Origin of the sequence: Streptomyces sp. CWNU-52B (assembly GCF_047444975.1) — a bacterium.
Classification (GTDB): domain Bacteria; phylum Actinomycetota; class Actinomycetes; order Streptomycetales; family Streptomycetaceae; genus Streptomyces.
In genome coordinates this window covers 723973-741821 of sequence record NZ_JBLFJV010000005.1, presented here as the reverse complement: position 1 = coordinate 741821, position 17849 = coordinate 723973, and the positions used below count along the sequence as shown (strand labels likewise).

General features: G+C 70.5%; 14 protein-coding genes. 7 read left to right on the top strand and 7 right to left on the bottom strand.

Going from position 1 to position 17849, the window contains the following annotated elements:
* Window positions 1-104: 104 nt before the first annotated feature.
* Window positions 105-1406, bottom strand: coding sequence for an MFS transporter (locus ACLVWQ_RS06160; RefSeq protein ID WP_414107130.1), 1302 nt, complete (start codon window positions 1404-1406; stop codon window positions 105-107).
* A 292-nt stretch (window positions 1407-1698) separates the two neighbouring features.
* Between ACLVWQ_RS06160 and ACLVWQ_RS06155 the strand changes: the two genes are divergently transcribed.
* The 6 genes from ACLVWQ_RS06155 (at window position 1699) to ACLVWQ_RS06130 (ending at window position 10796) form a co-directional block, all read left to right on the top strand.
* Entirely contained in the window at window positions 1699-2589 is an 891-nt protein-coding gene (locus tag ACLVWQ_RS06155; RefSeq protein ID WP_414107129.1) for a DUF6282 family protein, read from the top strand.
* Between the two features lie 59 nt (window positions 2590-2648).
* The gene (locus ACLVWQ_RS06150) at window positions 2649-3605 is read left to right on the top strand and encodes a hypothetical protein (RefSeq protein WP_414107128.1); all 957 of its coding nucleotides are present in this window, start codon (window positions 2649-2651) and stop codon (window positions 3603-3605) included.
* Complete coding sequence (locus tag ACLVWQ_RS06145) at window positions 3602-4465, top strand: HpcH/HpaI aldolase family protein (RefSeq protein WP_414107127.1); 864 nt, start codon at window positions 3602-3604, stop codon at window positions 4463-4465. The genes ACLVWQ_RS06150 and ACLVWQ_RS06145 overlap by 4 nt, the downstream gene beginning before the upstream one ends.
* Before the next feature lie 37 nt (window positions 4466-4502).
* Entirely contained in the window at window positions 4503-5282 is a 780-nt protein-coding gene (locus tag ACLVWQ_RS06140) for an SDR family NAD(P)-dependent oxidoreductase (protein WP_414107126.1), read from the top strand.
* A gap of 179 nt (window positions 5283-5461) precedes the next feature.
* On the top strand, window positions 5462-8488 hold the full coding sequence (locus ACLVWQ_RS06135; RefSeq protein WP_414107125.1) for a family 16 glycoside hydrolase: 3027 nt from the start codon (window positions 5462-5464) through the stop codon (window positions 8486-8488).
* Between the two features lie 271 nt (window positions 8489-8759).
* Window positions 8760-10796 (top strand): hypothetical protein, encoded by a 2037-nt coding sequence (locus ACLVWQ_RS06130; RefSeq protein WP_414107124.1) that lies wholly within the window; start codon window positions 8760-8762, stop codon window positions 10794-10796.
* A 120-nt stretch (window positions 10797-10916) separates the two neighbouring features.
* Here ACLVWQ_RS06130 and ACLVWQ_RS06125 read toward each other — a convergent pair whose 3' ends face one another.
* Window positions 10917-11681, bottom strand: coding sequence for an alpha/beta fold hydrolase (locus tag ACLVWQ_RS06125; protein WP_414107123.1), 765 nt, complete (start codon window positions 11679-11681; stop codon window positions 10917-10919).
* Between the two features lie 394 nt (window positions 11682-12075).
* Between ACLVWQ_RS06125 and ACLVWQ_RS06120 the strand changes: the two genes are divergently transcribed.
* Window positions 12076-12816 carry a GntR family transcriptional regulator gene (locus ACLVWQ_RS06120; protein WP_414107122.1) on the top strand — a complete coding sequence of 247 codons (741 nt, stop codon included), beginning with the start codon at window positions 12076-12078 and terminating at the stop codon, window positions 12814-12816.
* Between the two features lie 59 nt (window positions 12817-12875).
* On the opposite strand, the gene ACLVWQ_RS06115 is transcribed toward ACLVWQ_RS06120, so the two are convergent.
* The 5 genes from ACLVWQ_RS06115 to ACLVWQ_RS06095 all read right to left on the bottom strand — a co-directional run bounded on the left by ACLVWQ_RS06115 (window position 12876) and on the right by ACLVWQ_RS06095 (window position 17849).
* Window positions 12876-13685, bottom strand: a complete 810-nt coding sequence (locus tag ACLVWQ_RS06115) for an SDR family NAD(P)-dependent oxidoreductase (RefSeq protein WP_414107121.1) — start codon at window positions 13683-13685, stop codon at window positions 12876-12878.
* A gap of 70 nt (window positions 13686-13755) precedes the next feature.
* Window positions 13756-14283, bottom strand: coding sequence for a carboxymuconolactone decarboxylase family protein (locus tag ACLVWQ_RS06110; RefSeq protein WP_414107120.1), 528 nt, complete (start codon window positions 14281-14283; stop codon window positions 13756-13758).
* Window positions 14284-14329: 46 nt separating this feature from the next.
* Window positions 14330-15757: a carboxylesterase/lipase family protein gene (locus ACLVWQ_RS06105; protein ID WP_414107119.1), complete on the bottom strand. Its 1428-nt coding sequence runs from the start codon at window positions 15755-15757 to the stop codon at window positions 14330-14332.
* Window positions 15754-16986, bottom strand: a complete 1233-nt coding sequence (locus tag ACLVWQ_RS06100; RefSeq protein ID WP_414107118.1) for an amidohydrolase family protein — start codon at window positions 16984-16986, stop codon at window positions 15754-15756. The genes ACLVWQ_RS06105 and ACLVWQ_RS06100 overlap by 4 nt, the downstream gene beginning before the upstream one ends.
* Window positions 16986-17849 (bottom strand): fumarylacetoacetate hydrolase family protein, encoded by an 864-nt coding sequence (locus tag ACLVWQ_RS06095; RefSeq protein ID WP_414107117.1) that lies wholly within the window; start codon window positions 17847-17849, stop codon window positions 16986-16988. Before ACLVWQ_RS06095 ends, ACLVWQ_RS06100 begins: the two co-directional genes overlap by 1 nt.

The following is a 17849-nucleotide window of genomic DNA, read 5'->3' as shown; positions in this document are numbered from 1 at the left end:
CGAATGGACCGTGCCGTCCTTCCTGGGAAGCACCTCGCGGACGCCCCGAGGAACAACCTGGGGACGCCGCGGGGAGCGTCTCGACGACCTGCCTTCCTGGCCGCTCAGGACAGTGCCGGGATCGTGCTGTCGTCGGCCATGTCGACGTCCTTCGTCTCCGGGCCGAGGAAGCCTCCGACGCTGATCAACACACCGGCGAGCGCGATCAGGACGGCCGGTGCGAGATGCGCCGACATGACGCCCTCGAACTGCCGCAGATAGAACTGGTAGAAGGCCGGCGCGATGAGCGCGAGGCTGTAGCCGACGCCGTAGCCGGTGGACCGGATGTTCGCCGGGAACCGCTCGGTCAGGTAGGCGGCGATCGGGCCGAACGTGCCGACGGTGAAGACACCGATCAGGGCGCCCCAGCCGAGCGCCGCGCCCAGGCCGCCGTTCGAGGTTATCAGCAGCGCGTACGACCCGGCGCCGAGCACCATGACCGCCAGGCCGTAGCCGATGTAGAACCGCCGTCGCCCGATGCGCTGGGACAGCACTCCGAAGACGGGGAAGGACACCGCGGCGGCCACGTTGATCACGAGCATGGTCAGCGTGACCTGTTTGCTCGACAGCAGCAGGTGCTCCTTGAGCTGCACCGGCGTCACGGCGGCCTCCATGTTGGTCGCGAGCCAGGTCCCGGTCATCAGCACGAACACCTGCGCCAGCGCCTTCGGGTAGCGCACCACCAGCCGCACCAACGGCAGTCGGTGCCGCTCGCCGGCCGCCTCCGCCGCCGGCGGCTCGTGGACGTGCTTGAGGTAGTAGCGGAACAGCAGGGCCGACAGCAGGGCGCCGACCAGGAAGGGAATCCGCCAGCCCCACTGCACGTACGCGCTGTGCAGTCCGGCGGACGGCAGCACCTCCAGCAGCAGCAACGTGATCGCGGCGATCGCGGCGTACGCGAGGGGTGAGGTCGAGGTGATGATCGAGGCGTAGAGGCCGCGCTTCTCCTTCGGGCTCCACTCCATCGCCAAGGGCACCGCGGTCGTGTACTCGCCGCCGAGGAAGATGCCGTCGACGAACCGCAGCGCGATGAGCAGGCCGACCGACCACATGCCGATCGTCTCGTAGCCCGGCAGGCAGGCGGTGAGCAGGGTGATGACGCCGAAGCCGCCGACCGCGACCAGCGTGGTGCGCTTGCGGCCGACCGTGTCGGCGAAGTGGCCGAAGATCATGGCACCGAGCGGGCGGCCGACGAGTGTCGACGCGAAGACCAGTGAGGCCAGCAGGGCCGTCGTGCTCGCGCTCAGCGACGCCGACTGGAAGTACACCGCCGCGGGCGCCAGCACCACGATCGGCAGGTAGATGTCGAACTGGTCCACGAAATAGGCGAAGGTCCCGCCGCGCACCGCGGCGCGCACCTTGGTCATGTCGGGACCGTGCGAGCCAGGACCGCGCGAGCCGCCGGGGCGAGCGTCGTTCGGGGCCGCCGACTGTGGCTCTGCGGCGGGGGGCGGTGCGGACATCGTCGTCCTCCAAGACCGGCTCCTGGCTGTCGGCGGCTCGCGAGTCGCCCACACCCAATGCATTCCGAACTGCATGTTCACAAAGCGAACGCCTGTCAGCGTAATTACCCGCCCCATGGCGCACAAGAGTTTCGACAGGGTTGACATGGGTCCTATGGTGAACATTACCTTCACCATACGAACGAAGGGCGATCCCATGAGCCGACGTCCCGCCATCGCCTCCGTCCTGGACGGCCTGGTCGACATGCACGTGCACTCCGGCCCCAGCCCGTTCCCCCGCCGCTTCGACCACGTCGAGGCCGCGCGCGACGGTGCCCGGATCAACATGCGCGCGATGGTCGCGAAGTCCCACCACCACAACACCCAGATGGACATCCTGGCGATGAGGGGACGCCTCGCCGAGGTCGCCGCCACCGCCTACGGCGGCATCGCGCTCAACAGCACCGTCGGCGGGCTCAACGCGCACGCCGTGCGCATGTGCCTGCGCATGGGCGGCAAGGTCGTCTGGTTCCCCACCATCTCCTCGGGCCGGCACATCGACTGCCACCCCGAGGACGGGGCGTTCCCGACGACCACCGTGCCGCTGACCCTGGACCGCATCGACATCGTCGACGAGAGCGGCGCGCTGAAGCCCGAGGCCCTGGAGATCCTCGACGAGATCAAGGCGCAGGAGGCCGTCGTCAACGGAGGCCACATGTATCCCGCGTACATCCGCACGCTGTTCGAGGCGGCGAGGGAGCGCGGCATCACACGGATGGTCGTCAGCCACCCCGACTTCGTGGTCGGAGCCGATCCGGCCCTCTGCCGCGAGCTCATCGGCCTCGGCGCGTTCGTCGAGCACGAGGTCGGCATGTACGACCCGGAGGGGCTGCAGAAGTGGGACCCCAAGCAGCTCATGACCTGGATCGAGACGCTCGGCCCCGAGCACACCGTGCTGGCCTCGGACTTCGGGCAGGCGGCCAACCCGAAACCGGTGGACGCCTGGATGCGGGTGGGCGAGGCGCTGCTCGACCTCGGCCTCCCGGAGACCGACCTGCGACGCATGGTCCGCGACAACCCGGGCCGCCTGCTCGGCCTCGACGCCTGAGGCGAACGGCTGGGACACACGCTCGGGAAAGACGCTCGGAAGAAGGGACACCATTCATCGTGTATGAAAAGGACGACCCCCGCTCGTCGCTCGCGACGGCGACCGCGCCGCGGCCGGACACCGGAGACGCGATCGCGGCCGCGCAGTACTTCGACCTCCACCGCCTCGCGGCCCCGGACCCCGCCGCCCGGGACGAGGTGTCCCCGGGCGCCACGCCGCCCGACGGCGCCACGACGCCGGACGGACGCACCGCGGTCGTCCGCGCCCAGAACGTGGTGCTCGTGCACACCGACGCCCGCTCCGGCGACGAGCTCGACAACGGGACACTCGACGGTGAGCTCGCCGTGGTGGTCACCGCCGACTCCCCCGCCTTCACGGTCCGCACCGACGACGGCGCCACCGTGATCGACGCACCCGGACTCGTCGTGGTCCCGCCCGGTGCCTCACGGATCGACGTGCACGGCGACGGCCCGCTCTTCCGCCTGGTCGAGACCGGCGAGGCCGCGTGGCGGGACCGGGCCGCCAACGCGGCCGCGTACGCGCGGGCCCACCCGCGCGTCGCGCCGCTGCGCCGCTGGCCGGAGCCCGTCGGGAAGCCGGCCGTGCGGTTCTACCCGCTCTCCGAGGTGCCCGCCGACCCGGACCGGTTCGGCCGTATCTTCCGCACCCGCTCGTTCATGGTCAATTTCCTCCCGGAGACCAGCGGTCCGCGTGACCCGCGCAAGCTCTCACCACACACGCACGACGACTTCGAACAGCTCTCACTGGCGGTGCGGGGCCACTACGTGCACCACATCCGCACCCCCTGGCTGCCCGACAGCACCGCGTGGCGCGACGACGAGCACGTACGGCTGGGCAGTCCGTCCCTGGCGATCATCCCGCCGCCCACCGTGCACACCTCCGCGGCCGACGATCCCGGTGCGAACCAGCTGATCGACATCTTCAGTCCGCCGCGCGCCGACTTCTCCGGGAAACCCGGATGGGTACTGAACGCCGACCACTACCCGATGCCGTGAACGCGCCACGCCGCACCGGCGCCGGTCTGTTCGCGCCGGACCGCGAGAGCACCCCGCTCGGCACCTGGCTGAAGATCACGGCGGGTGAGCCGGTCGAGATCATGGCGTACGCCGGGTTCGACTTCGTCGTGATCGACATGGAGCACGCGCCGCTCGACCTGCAGACCGCCTACCGGCTGATCAACTCGGCCGCTGGGCTGGGCATGGTGCCCCTGGTGCGCGTACCGGACAAGACGCCGTCCACGATCCAGAAGATCCTCGACGCGGGCGCCATGGGCATCCTCGTACCGCATGTCGACACCGTCGAACAGGCGGCCGCCGTCGGGTGGGCGTGCCGGTTCCCGCCCCACGGCACCCGCGGTGCCGGCGGCACCAGCCGGGCGGGCGCGTGGGGACTGCGCCCGACCGCCGAGTACCTGGCCACCGGCAACGACGACGTCCTGTGCATCCCGCAGCTGGAGAGTGTCGACGCGATCGAGGCCGCGCCGGAGATGCTCGCGCTCGACTCCGTCGACGCCGTGTTCGTCGGCGCCGCCGACCTGTCGATGTCGATGGGGTCCACGCCGACCTCGCCCCAGGTCCTCGAACTGGTCGCCTCGGCGATCGACGCCGCGCACGCCCAGGGCAAGAGCTGCGGGCTCGCCTTCGGCGGTGTGCCCGAGCGGGCCGCGCGGGCGGTGCGCGAAGGATGCGACTTCGTGGTGCTCAGCAACGACACCTCGATGCTGGCGGAGGCCGCGCGCGGGCTGGTCACGGCGTTCCGGGAAGCCGAGAACACCCCGGACACCAGGGACGGCCCGGACAGCCCGGACAGCCCGGACAGCCGGAACGACAACACCGACAGGACCAAGGCCTCATGAGCACACGGTCGTCGGACGACATCAGAGAAGGGCGCACATGACCATGCCTCAGACACCCAGTCCTCGACCTCCGCTCGCCGGCAAGGTCATCCTCGTCGTCGGAGCGAGCGCGGGGATCGGAGCCGCCACGGCGCGCGTGCTCGCCGCGGACGGCGCCACCCTCATGCTGGTCGCGCGGACCGAGGAACCGCTCGCCGCGCTCTCCGAGGAACTCGTGGCGGCGGGACACGACGTGGCTCACACGATCGGGGACGTCGCGGACGCGGCGAGCGTCGCGGGCTTCGTCGACGCCACCGTCGCGCGCTTCGGCCGCCTCGACGGGGCGTTCAACAACGCCGCGATGGGCCAGGGCGGGCGCCTCGACACGGTCCCGGAGGAGGACTTCGACCGGATCATGACGGTGAACGTGAAGGGCACCTGGCTGTGCCTCCGTGAGGAGGTACGCGTCATGGAGCAGCAGGGACACGGCTCGATCGTCAACGTGAGCAGTATCGGTGGACTCCGCGGCAGCTCCGGCATGGGCGCCTACCAGGCCACCAAGCACGCGGTCATCGGTCTGACCCGCACCGCCGCCCACGACTTCGGACCGCTCGGCATCAGGGTGAACGCGCTGGCTCCCGGTCCGGTCGAGTCGCCGATGCTCGACCAGTTGCGCCGCGCGATCCCCGGCGGCGTGGAGGCACGGATCGCCGCCACGCCGTTGCGCAAGGTGGGGACGGGTCCTGAGGTCGGCACGACCGTGGCGTTCCTGCTGGGCGACGGGGCGAGCCACCTCAGCGGGGTCGTGCTGCCGGTCGACGGAGGCTTCAGCGCCTGAGTGGTTCCGGCGTCGGGGGATCGAAACCTCCGTCGGTCCCCCGACGGACTTTGAACACTGGCATGACAAAGTATGGACATGCCAAGCGAAAGTCCCTTAGGTTGGCGGCGCACCGCAGCCACATCACTGCAGACCGGAACGCAATCCGGCACGGTCCGGTCCCGCTTCATGGAGGACCGTTGTCCCAGCATCAGTTCCTGCGTGCCCGAAGACTCCTCACCTCCCTACTGACCGGAGCCGTCCTGGCCGGTGGCCTGCTGGCCGCCCCCGCTTCCTCAGCCGCCCCGGACGCCGCGGGCCGCGCCGCGGACATCCCGCCCCAGGAACCCGGAGTCACGCTGCGCGTGTTCGACGTGCAGACGCCGCTGAGCAAGCTGTGCACCCTCAAGCCCGGACAGACCCCCAACCACGACGCGCTGAAATCGACGGTGGACTGGTCCACGACGGACGACTTCGGCGGGTTCTCCGACCGCTTCGTCTCCGAGGTGACCGGCTATCTGGTCGTGCCGAGCGACGGCACGTACGGGTTGCGGCTCGTCAGCGACGACGGCTCCCGTCTCGCCATCGACGGCGAGACGGTCGTCGACCACGACGGGCTCCACGGCGCGGAGCCGAAGGACGGTGCCGTCGCGCTCACCGCGGGATCGCACCCGCTGCGCATCGACTACTTCGAACGGGACGGCGGCCAGCAGCTCCAACTGGCCTGGAAGCCGCCGGGCGCGGACGACTTCACCGTCGTGCCCCGTGAGGCGCTGAGCACGGACGCCGGTGTCGTCCGTGTGACGGCGCCCGGACGCAAGGAGTGCGAGGCGGGTGGCGACACCCCGGGCGACGGCCTCCCGCTCACGGACGTGCGACCCGACCTGACCCTCACCGACCTGCGGCCCGACGGCTTCGAACCGCAGGTCAGCGGAATGGACTGGCTGCCCGACGGGCGGCTGGCGATCAGCACCTGGGGTGGCACCGACAACCTCTCCGGAGAGGTGTATCTGCTGGATCACGTCACGGGTGAGACCAGCAAGGACAAGGTCACCGTCAAGAAGGTGGCGAGCGGGCTGCGCGAGCCCATGGGCATCAAGTACGTCGACGGTTCGCTGTACGTCTCCCAGAAGCACGAGCTGACCCGGCTCGTCGACCGGGACCACGACGACGTGGCCGACGAGTACCGCACCGTCGCGACCTGGCCGTACGGCAAGAACTTCCACGAGTTCGCCTTCGGACTCCTGTACCGCGACGGCTACTTCTACGTGAACCTGTCCGTCTCCATCAACCTCGGCGGCGCGACCACGGTGCCGCAGCCGGCGCCGGGCCGCGGCACCACGTACAAGGTCAGCAAGAAGACCGGCAAGATCAGCCCGGTCGCGGGCGGGCTCCGCACGCCGAACGGGATCGGCTGGGGCCCGGACGGCGAATTGTTCGCCACGGACAACCAGGGCGGGTGGCTTCCCTCGTCGAAGCTCGTCCACGTCAAGCAGGGCCGGTTCTTCAACCACTACACCGAGCCGTCCGGCGCCTTCGACGCCGCCGTGCCGACCGACCCGGTGCTGTGGCTGCCCCAGAACGAGATCGCCAACTCGCCCTCCACTCCCCTGTATCTGAAGAAGGGCCAGTTCGCGGGGCAGATGCTGATCGGCGACGTGACCTACGGCGGCCTGCAGCGCGCGTACCTGGAGAAGGTGAAGGGCGAGTACCAGGGCGCCGTCTTCCGCTACACACAGGGCCTTGAGGCCGGGGTCAACCGCCTCACCATCGGTCCCGACGGCTCGTTCTACACCGGCGGACTGGGCGCCGACGGCAACTGGGGCCAGGAGGGCAAGCTCAAGTTCGGCCTGCAGAAGCTCACGCCCAGCGGCGGCAACACCTTCGACATCAAGACGATGCGTGCCGTACCGGGCGGCTTCGACCTGACGTACACCCAGCCGGTGTCCGAGAAGACGGCCGAGGAACTGGCCGAGCGCTACCAGGCCGAGCAGTGGACATACACGCCGACCGCCGACTACGGCGGCCCGAAGATCGGCGAAGAGACGCTGCCCGTCAGCTCCGCCGAGCTGTCGAAGGACGGGCGCACCGTGAAGCTGCGGCTGGACGGCCTCAAGGAAGGACGCGTCGTCCACCTCAGGTCCCCGCGCCCCTTCACCTCGGAGTCCGGCGAGTCGCTGTGGAGCACCGAGGCCTGGTACACGCTCAACGCCCTGCCCGGCAAGCAGCCGCCGCCCGCCGTCCAGTACGAGGCCGAGGAGGCACGTCTCACGGGCACGGCCGGGGTCAACACCGACCATGCCGGGCACTCCGGCAGCGGTTTCGTCGACCGGTACAGCACCGAGGGCAAGGCGGGCACCACCTTCGACGTGAAGGTCGGCAAGGCCGGTACGTACGACGTCAACCTGCGGTACTCCAACGGCCCGAACCCGTTCCAGGGCACCAAGTCCCTCTCCCTGTACGCCAACGGGAAGAAACTGCGGCAGGTGAAGCTGGCCTCCACGGGCGACTGGGACACCTGGACCACGCAGACCGAACAGGTGGCGCTGCGTGCGGGGAAGAACACCCTCTCCTATCGCTTCGACACCGGCGACACCGGGAATGTGAACCTCGACCTGATCACCGTCCGCAGACACGGTGCGCCCGTCGCCCTCTTCGACGGGAGCGCCGCCTCGCAGTCGCAGTGGCAGCACACGGACGGCCGGAAACTGGAGTGGCCGCTCTCCGACGAATCGTCGATGGAGGTGTGCTGCGGTGACATCCGCACCATCGACGCGTACCAGGACTTCAAGCTGCACGCGGAGTTCCGTGTGCCGTTGCTGCCCGACGACGTCACCGGACAGGACCGCGGCAACAGCGGCATCTACCTCCAGGACCGCTACGAACTGCAGATCCTGGACTCCTACGGTGACACCACGCTGGACACCAACGAGGCCGGAGCCATCTATCTGAAGAAGGCGCCCGACAGCAACGCCGCCAAGGCGCCCGAGACATGGCAGACCTACGACATCGTCTTCCGCGCCGCCCGCTTCGACGACAACGGCGACAAGACCGCCGACGCCCGGCTGACCGTGGTGTGGAACGGCCAGAAGGTGCACGACGACATCGTCCTCGACGGACCCACCGCCGCGGGCAGGGCCGAGACACCGGCGGCGGGAGCGATCCGGCTGCAGGACCACGGCAACAAGGTCAGGTTCCGCAACATCAGAATCGAACCTCTCACCTGATCCGACCTGACCGATGCCGGGCCCGGCTTTCGTCGGGCCCGGCATCTTTTGTGCCCTGACCGCCGCCCCCAAACCGCCTAGTGTCGCCAGTACTTGCCTGTGTATCCACGCCGCACCTCTTGTAGGCCAATAAGTGTCGACAGTACCGTGCAGTCGAACCTCGCCTGCAGGCCTTCTCCATGGGTTCAGCCGTCGTCCTCGCCGTCGCCGTTCACCGCGCGCCGGCGACGGTCGGCATGCCCGATTGCACTGGAAGACAAGGGAGTTCACAGTGGTACGCAGAAGCAGCACCGGAGCGGACCGTCCGGCCGGGACGTCCGTGATGGACCAGGACGTCACCTACCGGGCCCGCCCCCGCGCGCTCCTCGTGGCGATCGGCGGCCTCGCGGTCACCCCCGCGCTGACCATTCCGGCCGCGGCACACTCCACGCGACACACCGCCGCACGCGCCGCGAAGGGCGGCAGGACTCTCACCGTCGGCTCCGGGGAGACCCTGGAACTCACCGAGACCACCTCGGTGAACACGCTCGTCATCAAGGAGGGCGGAGTCATCGCCGCCCCCGAGGGACATCGCCTCACCCTCACCGTCAACGGCGTGGAGACGGGAGCCAAGCTGAACGAACTCACCGACGGGAACGGCGGACTGGCCACCGCTGTCGCCGCCGGCACCTACCGGGGCAAGGTGGTCCTGGACGTCGCCGTGGCCAACGACGTCACCTACGGCGACCTCAGTTTCCCGCTCCGCCAGGCCCTCTATGTCGACGCCGACGGCGTCGACGAGGCCAAGTCCGTCCCGTCCGACGTACGCGGCGGCACCGTCACCGACACCGGTGCGCGCGACATCACCCTGCTGTCCGACGGCGAGTCGTTCAACGGCGTGTACGTCACGGGCGGCGGCTCCTACACCCTGACCCGGCCGAAGATCGCCTTCGACGGCAACGGCCGCTGCGACTTCGTCGGTTACGGTGCCTCCGTCGTCGGCACCGGAGAGGGCACCAACCTCGTCATCGACGGGGCCGTCATCAAGAACGAGGGTGTGGTCCGCACCGCGGTCATCGCCGACGCCACCGCCAACGTCGTCGTCAAGAACTCCACGATCCACTGCGCCGACGGCAGCCACGTACCCGCCGAGTACCCGGAGACCGGCACCGGCGACACCCGGTACATGATCACCGTGCCGTGGATGCTGGGCCTGTCGGGGAACGTCCGCGCCACCAACCTGCTCGGCGCGAGCACCCGGGCGTCGTACATCAACTCCTCGATCTCCTCGGAGAAGTGGGGCGCGCTGTCCGTCGACGGCGGCAGCAGGTGCACCCTCACCGCCATCAACAGCCATATCGCCAACACCAAGGGCCAGGGCTATGGTTCGTACGCCATCGGCAGTGTCACCGAACACTTCCTCGGCTGCACCTTCGACGTCGGCGACTACGCGCTCATCCACTGGGGCGCCTCTGCCCACTACGGCGACAGCACCAGGGAAGCCGTCGCGGCACTGAACGACTCACTCGAACTCGGCCTTTCCGACACCGAGTTGAAGAAACTGCCGGTGCGTTCGACCGTCATCGACGCCGGCCGTTTCATGGTGCTGTGGTACGCGGCCGGCTCGGTCACCGTCGACGGCGGCACCCGGGTCAGGACCGGCAAGACCACCTTCATGTGCAAGGCCGTCGCGGCCAAGGTCACGGTCGACGGCTCCGAGGGTGCCGCCCTCGACCCGGGCAACGGTGTCATCTACCAGCTCATGGACACCGACCGGCCCAGCAGCGTCTCGGTCACGGGCAAGCCCTGGACGACCGAGATGACCGGCACCTACACGGAGCCCACCGGCTCCGCCGCCAAGTCGTCGACCTGGGTCACCACCAGCGCCCAGGCCACCGACGCGACCGGCTCCTTCACCGACATCGACCTGAGCGGCGACTTCTACAACGCCGTCAGGGGCGGCGGCAACGCGAGTCTCCAGGGGCAGAACCTGGTCCTGGACTTCACCCGTTCCACCGTCAAGGGCGTCATCTCCGCGACCACCACGAAGCACCGGGTCTCCACCATCACCTTCGAGCAGTACCGGGAGATCAGCGAGGTCACCAACACCCCCTCCCCCGTCGTCAACAACGGTGTGGTGGTGACCCTCGGCAGCGGCTCCACCTGGACCGTCACCGGCACCTCCTACCTCAGCGCTCTGACGCTGGCCGCCGACGCCGTCGTCAAGGCCCCGCGGGGCAGGACCGTCACCCTGACGGTCGACGACACACCCACCGCCATCCAGGCGGGCCAGAGCTACACGGGGGCACTCACACTGACGGTGGCGTGAGCCCCATGCGAACCGGACATGAGCCGGCCCCCGGGATGTGGCGACATCCCGGGGGCCGGAGTCCGTTGTGCCGGTCGCACGCGCCTCCGCGTGGGACCACACGCGGGTTACGCGTGCGGGTTACCTCCCGCGCCCGCCGTGCCGCCTGAGGAAGGCGACCAGGAGGCGGTTCCAGGCCGCCGGCTGCTCCCAGTGCGGGTTGTGACCCGACTCGTCCACCACATGGGTCTCCGCCTTGCGGAGATGCCGGGCGTTCAGGCGCATGACCGACGGCGGGCTGTAGAGGTCGCCGTCCCCGGTGATCAGCTGGACCGGGAGCGTCAGCGTCTCCAGCGCCGCCCAGGTTATGGTGTGTGCGAGGGACTGCGTGAACGCGTCCGCGGTACGAGCCCGTGCGGTGACGGCCAGCCAGGCCGCCACCCCGTCGAGGTCGCCGCCGCGATAGGACGGCCCCAACTCCTTGACCTCGACGGGCAGATCCCCGAACGGGTCCGGCTGGAGCGCCCCGGTCAGTTCCAGATAGGCGGCGTCCTGTGTGCCCATGATGCTGCCGGAGACGGTGAGGCTGAGCAGCCGCTCCTGGTGCGCGAGCGCGTAGTCGACGGCCAGCACACCACCGGCGGCCGACCCGCAGAGGTGGAGGCGGTCGAGCCCGAGATGATCCGCGAGCGTGTCGAGGTCCCCGGGCAGGGTGTCCGCCTCCGCCTTGGTGCCCGCGACGGAGCGGTACGCGCCCCGCCGCGAGTATCCGATGACGCGGTATCCGGCCTCGGCCAGGACGGGCTGCTGGTACGGCCAGCTCTCCCCGCTGCCGGAACCGGGGGTGCAGCAGCACGAGCGGCTCGCCGGACCCGCCGGTGTCCCAGCACCACAGGCTGCCGCCACCGGCCACGGGCACCTGGTACTCGGTGACGGGCCGTTGGGCGGGCAGGGGCACCGGCTGCCAGGGGCGACCGGCGCCGGACGATGCGGCGACACCGGTGCCGGTACCGCTGCCGGACGAGGCTCGGGCGGTGCCCGGCACGGCGCCGGTCGTCGTCAGAGCGGCCAGGGCCACCGCACCGCCGACCACGGTCCGTCTGCTGAGTGCCGACGGAGTCCTGCTGTCGTTTTCCATTCTTTTCCTCCCACTCGTTCCACCCATTCCACTGACGTACGTACTGACGTATGTGTCGACAGGGGGTACTTGATCACCCCCGGGAACGACCTCCTCATGCGGTAGTGTCGACACCGTTGAGCCACCTTTGAGATCTGGACCCGAAACGGGGAGACGCGGCGCATGTCGGATCAGGACACACACCTGGTACTGGAGCGGCTGCTGCGGCTCCGGGACCGACGGGAACCCCTGGTGGCGCAGATCGCCGAGTGGGTCGGCGCCGGCATCATCGAGGGCCGGCTGCAGCCGGGGCAGGACCTCAACAGCGTCGAGCTGTCCCGCCGGTTCGACACCAGTCGTACCCCCGTGCGTGAGGCCCTGATGCTCCTCGAACAGGAGGGTCTGGTCGAGATGAAGGCCCGGCGTCGCCCCCGCGTCGCCGCCCCCTCGCTCACGGACATCAAGGACATCTACCAGGTGCGCCGTCAGCTGCTGTCGATGCTGGCGGGCCTGCTCGTCGAGCGGGCCACCGACGCCGAGCTGACCGAGCTGCGCACCCGGGTGGAGGCGATGCGCGAACTCGCCGACGCCGCCGACGTGGACGCGTACTTCTGGAGCCATGTCCTGCTCCAGGAGCGGATGACCGAGATCGTGGGCAACACCACCCTGAAGCAGATCCTGGACTCACTCGCCCTGCGGACCCTGATGCTGCGGCACCTGAGCCTGACCCGGCCCGGCCGGCTCGCCTACAGCGTGGACGACCAGGAACGGCTCATCCAGGCGTGCGCCGAGCGGGACGGGGAGCTCGCCTCGGCGCTGATCGCGGGTGCGACGGTGCGCGCGCTGCGAGCCGTGGAGGACCAGATCGAGCAGGACACCCCGAGCGGCGGCAAACCCGCCCGCAAACGCCGCTCCGCCGACTGATCCACCACTCCCCCTGCTCACTTGTCACTTGGCACTTGTCACTTGTCACTTGTCACTTGTCACTTGGCGAGCACGCCGCCGTCCACGGGGAAGTTCCCGCCCGTCACCCAGGTCGACTCGTCGGACAGCAGATAGACAGCGCACCAGGCGATGTCCTCGGGCCGGCCGACCCGCCCCAGCGGGATACGGGCCAGCAGCGCCTCCTGGGCCGCGCCCTCGTGCGCGCCCGCCGACTCGGTGGCGGGAGTGCGGACCATGCCCGGCGAGATGGTGTTGGCCCGGATGCCCAAGGGCCCACCCTCCACGGCGAGTTGGCGAGTGAGCCCGAGTACGGCGGACTTGCCCGCGCAGTGCGCCACCATCCCGAAGGTGCCGCTGCCCCGGAAGGCGTTGACCGAGGCGAAGTTGACGATCGAACCGCCTCCGGACGCCTCCAGGTGCGGCCAGGCGGCCTGCACGGGCAGGAAGACGACGTCGACCTCGCCGCGCATGGTCGGGGTCCACTGGGTGTCGAAGTCCATCTCGGCCGCGGTGGCCATGTGCGGGGCGATGGCACCGGCGGTGACCAGCGCGTCGACACGGCCGTGCAGCGCGAACGCCTCCTCCGCGAAGCAGCGGGCGTCGATGGGGTCGGTCATGTCCAGCGGGGCGAGCATCTCGACGGCGAGACCCCGGTCGGCGGCGAGCTTGCGGGTGCGCTCGGCGGCGGCCGGGTCCAGGTCGCAGCCGACCACGGTGGCGCCCTGCTCGGCGAAGAGCAGCGCGCAGCCCTGGCCGATGCCCGCACCGGCACCGGTCACGAGGGCGACCTTGCTGTGGAGCCTGCCTGTACCGGGCTCTGCCATGGCCCCGGGGCGGGGAGTGGTCACGTTGTCCTCCTGAGAACGGCGTGCGGGATGACGTGTGTACGGGGTGATGTAAGGGAATCGGGCCGGTGGGTCAGCCTCCGGCGCCGGCCGGCAGCTCCACGTCCAGCGCGACCAGGAAGCGGGAGACCATGCTGTACGCGGCCGCCGTGACGGTCAGTTCGACCAGCTCGGCGGGGCCGAAGTGGGCGCGCAGCGCGTCGAAGACGTCGGCGGGGACGTGGACGTCCCGGGTCATGGCATCGGTGTACGCGACGACCCGGCGCCGTCGTTCGTCGAGGTCGGGGTGGTTCGCGGCGTCCTCGGCGCGGAGCGCGTCGAGGTGCCGGTCGTCGAGTCCGGCGGCGCGTGCGTCCCCTTCGTGGGCGGCCCATTCGTAGGGAGCCCGGTTGAGCACGGCGATGCGCAGGACGACCAGTTCACGGATGTCGGCGGGCAGGGTCATCCGCTGCCGGACGGCGCCCAGCAGGCTGTTCCAGCCGTCCGCCACCGACGGGCTGTGCAGCAGCATCCGGTCGAGGGGCCGCAGGGTTCCGCCGCGCCGCTCGCGGATGCGCTCCGCGATGTCGCCGGCTCCGTCGGTACCCGGAAGTCGTGCCACGGGCCGTTCCCTTCTGAGTTCTGTGGACCGTCATACGGGTGGACCGTCATACAGGTGGGGCGGGCCGGCGCAGGATGTCCTGGCGCACGGTGTCGCCGAAGAACATCGCGGGTGAGGTGTCGGGTCCGGTGAACCGCGGCCAGGGCGGCAGATCCGGTCCGCCCGGGTCGCCCGTGGCCACGAAGCGCGCCCAGGTGTCGGCCATCAGGGCGGACAGTCGCCGGTCGGTGTCCTGCCAGGGCCAGTCGGGCCGGCGTCCGAGGTTGTCGAGGACGTACGGGAGTTCGGCGGTGTGATGGACACCCAGGTCGGGCGAGTCGGGCAGCCCCGGCGGCAGCGGGGGCCGCCGCTCGAACCGGTACATCCAGGTCGGCGTACCCGTGCCGCCATGACATCGCGCCCACTCCCACACGGGGCCCACGAACCGGGCGTCGCCCACGGCGCCGGCGTCCTCGTCGATGGCGGCGTAGACCGTGCCCTCGTCCCTGTTGGTGCCCACCAGGAGCGGGACGCGGTGCTGGCGGCCCGTGGCGAAGACGGCGTCGGTCGGCTCGGTGAGGATCCTGCCGTCGACGACGGGTCCGAAGTGGCCGCGCACGATCAGTTCGACTCCGGAGATCCGGCGCAGTCCCTCGATGTCCCGGCCGCCGAACTCCTCGGCGTAGGCCAGTCCACGCTTCTGTGCCTCCTCCTGGGCGGGCAGCGGGCCCTCCGCCCGGCCCACACCGGAGGCGCTCTGGCCGAGGGCCGCCCGGAAGTGGGGACGGGCGGCCTGCGGCATGGCCATCAGATGGCAGATGTGGGCGGCGCCCGCGGAGTTGCCCGCGAGGGTGATCCGGTCGGGGTCCCCACCGAAGGCCGCGATGTGGGCGCGGACCCAGGTGAGGGCGGCGGCGATGTCGAGGAGGCCGTAGTTGCCGGCGGCGTGGAGGTCGTCCTCGGCGGCCAGGCCCGGGTGGGCGAGGAACCCGAGGGCGCCGAGCCGGTGGTTGAGGGTGACGACCACCAGACCGCGGCCGGCCAGGGCGCGGCCGTCGTGGATGTCCTGGGAGCCGTGTCCGTAGCGGTTGCCGCCGCCGTGGATCCAGACCATGACGGGCAGGCCCGTGCCCGGTGCGGGATCGGGTGTCCACACATTGAGGTAGAGGCAGTCCTCGCTCATCACCAGTGCGCGCCGGTCGGCGAAGTTGGTCCGGTACATGACCGAGTCACTGGGCGGCTGCGGCTGCAGCGGCGCCGGACCGAACTGCTCGGCCCTGCGCTCACCGTCCCAGCGGGCGGCAGGCCTGGGCGGGCGCCAGCGCAGGTCGCCGACCGGGGGTTCCGCGAAGGGGATGCCGCGGAAGACGGCGACCGGGCCGTCCCACTCCCCCACCAGCCGTCCGGCGCCAGGGTGCGCCCGGGGTGCGCCGACCCCTCCCGTCCGGACCCGGGGGCCACCCCTCGCGCCGACCTCGCCGTACGGGCCGCTCACGCCGGTGCCTTGTACAGCGAGCCGTTCTTCATGATCGCGAGAAGTCGGTCGCGGTCCTGGAGGATGCGGATGTCGTCCAGGGGATCGCCGTCGACGAGGACCAGGTCGGCGAGGAACCCCTCCCGGACCAGGCCCAGTTCGTCACCCATGCCCATGACCTGGCCCCCGTGTCCGGTTGCGGCGCGCAGTGCCTCGGCCGAGGTGAACCCGAACCAGTCGACGAACAGTTCCAGGTCGCGGGCGTTGCGGCCGACCGGGTTCCAGGCGAAGCCGTAGTCGCCGCCCGGGACGACGCGGACGCCGCGCCGGACGAGTTCGGGAACGACCTCACGGACCGCCTTCTGCGTGGCCTCGACCTCCATGCCGGGCTCGGGCTCGCTGTCGGCCTCGTGCAGATTGGCGTGGATGATGCCGGGGGTGGGGGCCACGAACAGCCGGTCGCGGGCGGCCTCCAGCAGGTCGAGGGCCTCCTCGTCGGCGAAGGTGCAGTGGTAGACGGCGCGGATGCCATGGCGTACGGCCATCTTGATCGACTCGGCCGCGTGGGCGTGGGCGGTCAGCCAGACGCCGCGCTCACGGGCCACGGCCGCCGCCGCCGCGACCTCCTCCTCGGTGAACTGCACGATCCGTGAGGTGCCCTGCACGACCGCGCTCTCGCCCGACAGCGACAGCTTGACGATGTCGACGCCGAGGTCCGCCATCTCCCCGACGAAGCGGCTCACCGACTCGGGGTCGGACGCCCGGCCGTCGATGCCCGGGAAGTCGTAGACCCCCGGTTCGACCATGCCCGCGGTGCCCTCCCAGGAGGCCGCCTTCAGTCGCGGCCCCGGCATCCAGCCCTCCGCGAAGGCCTTGCGGGCGGCCGTCTCGGTACGGGGCAGCCGGTTGCCCCCGGAGTAGGCGCTGGTGAAGCCCTGGTCCAGCAGGACGCGGCCCGCGTGGGCGACCAGCAGGGCCTTCTCCTCCTCGGGCTCGTCCCGGCGGCGGGAGCTGTGCTCGGTCGTGGACCCGAACCCGAGGTGGGTGTGGGAGTCGACCAGGCCGGGGATCAGGGTGCCGCCCCCGCCGTCCACGACCCTGGCCCCGAGCCAGCGGGCGGCGGGCAGGTGCGGAACCACAGCGGTGATGCGCTCACCCTCGACGAGGACCTCGGCGGGGAAGGAATCGCGTCCTGTGCCGTCGAAGACCCGCACTCCGGTGAAAACGGTCCTGTCGCTGCTGTCGCTCATCACGTGCTCCTGAAGGTGTGCCGCATCTCGCCCAGTGCTCCGATCCTGCTGACGAGGGTGTCACCGTTGCCTATGAAGCGTTGCGGGGTGCGGCGGTTGCCGACCCCCGCGGGGGTGCCGGTGAAGATCAGGTCGCCGGGGCGCAGCGGGCAGATCGCGCTGAGGTGGGCGACCAGCCGCGGCACCGGGAAGATCATGTTCGAGGTGCGGTCGTGCTGGACGGTCTCCCCGTTCAGCTCGCAGGTCAGCTCCAGGTCGTCGCGGTCGGCCGGTTCGTCGACGCTGACCAGGGCGGGCCCCACCGGACCGAAGCCGGGGAAGGACTTGCCGAGCGAGAACTGGGCGGGGCGCCCGGCGAGCTGGACGATCCGCTCGGACAGGTCCTGGCCCACGGTGAGCGCGACGACCGGGTCCCAGCCGTTCTCCTCCGGCACCCGGTAGGCGTCGCGGCCGATGACGGCGACCATCTCCAGTTCCCAGTCGACATGGCCGGGCGGCAGGCCGATGGTGTCGTAGGGGCCGGTGAGGCAGCTGGGGAACTTGGTGAAGACCAGCGGCTCGGCCGGCTCCTCGTACCCCGCCTCCGCCGTGTGCGGGCGGTAGTTGAGGGCGACGGCGAAGATCTGGCGCGGCTCGGGCACGGGGGCGCGCAGGTCGGACTCCTTGTACGGCACGGCCGTGGCCGGGTCGACACCGGCGGACCAGCGCAGCAGGGCGTCCCACTGGTCGAAGACGGCGCCCGGGTCGGCGTCGAAGCCGCCGTCGGACACATCGACGGCGCCGTGGCCATGACCGTCGCCGTCTCCGTCGCCTCCGTCGCCGGTCAACAGGGCGAGGCGGCCCGCGAGGTTGACGATCCGCAT

Bases quoted from the DNA above. Each gene is read 5' to 3' on its own strand.
- ACLVWQ_RS06160 (WP_414107130.1), bottom strand. From the start codon at position 1,406: ATGACCAAGGTGCGCGCCGCGGTGCGCGGCGGGACCTTCGCCTATTTC.
- ACLVWQ_RS06095 (WP_414107117.1), bottom strand. From the start codon at position 17,849: ATGCGGATCGTCAACCTCGCGGGCCGCCTCGCCCTGTTGACCGGCGAC.
- ACLVWQ_RS06120 (WP_414107122.1), top strand. From the start codon at position 12,076: ATGTCGGATCAGGACACACACCTGGTACTGGAGCGGCTGCTGCGGCTC.
- ACLVWQ_RS06100 (WP_414107118.1), bottom strand. From the start codon at position 16,986: ATGAGCGACAGCAGCGACAGGACCGTTTTCACCGGAGTGCGGGTCTTC.
- ACLVWQ_RS06155 (WP_414107129.1), top strand. From the start codon at position 1,699: ATGAGCCGACGTCCCGCCATCGCCTCCGTCCTGGACGGCCTGGTCGAC.
- ACLVWQ_RS06140 (WP_414107126.1), top strand. From the start codon at position 4,503: ATGACCATGCCTCAGACACCCAGTCCTCGACCTCCGCTCGCCGGCAAG.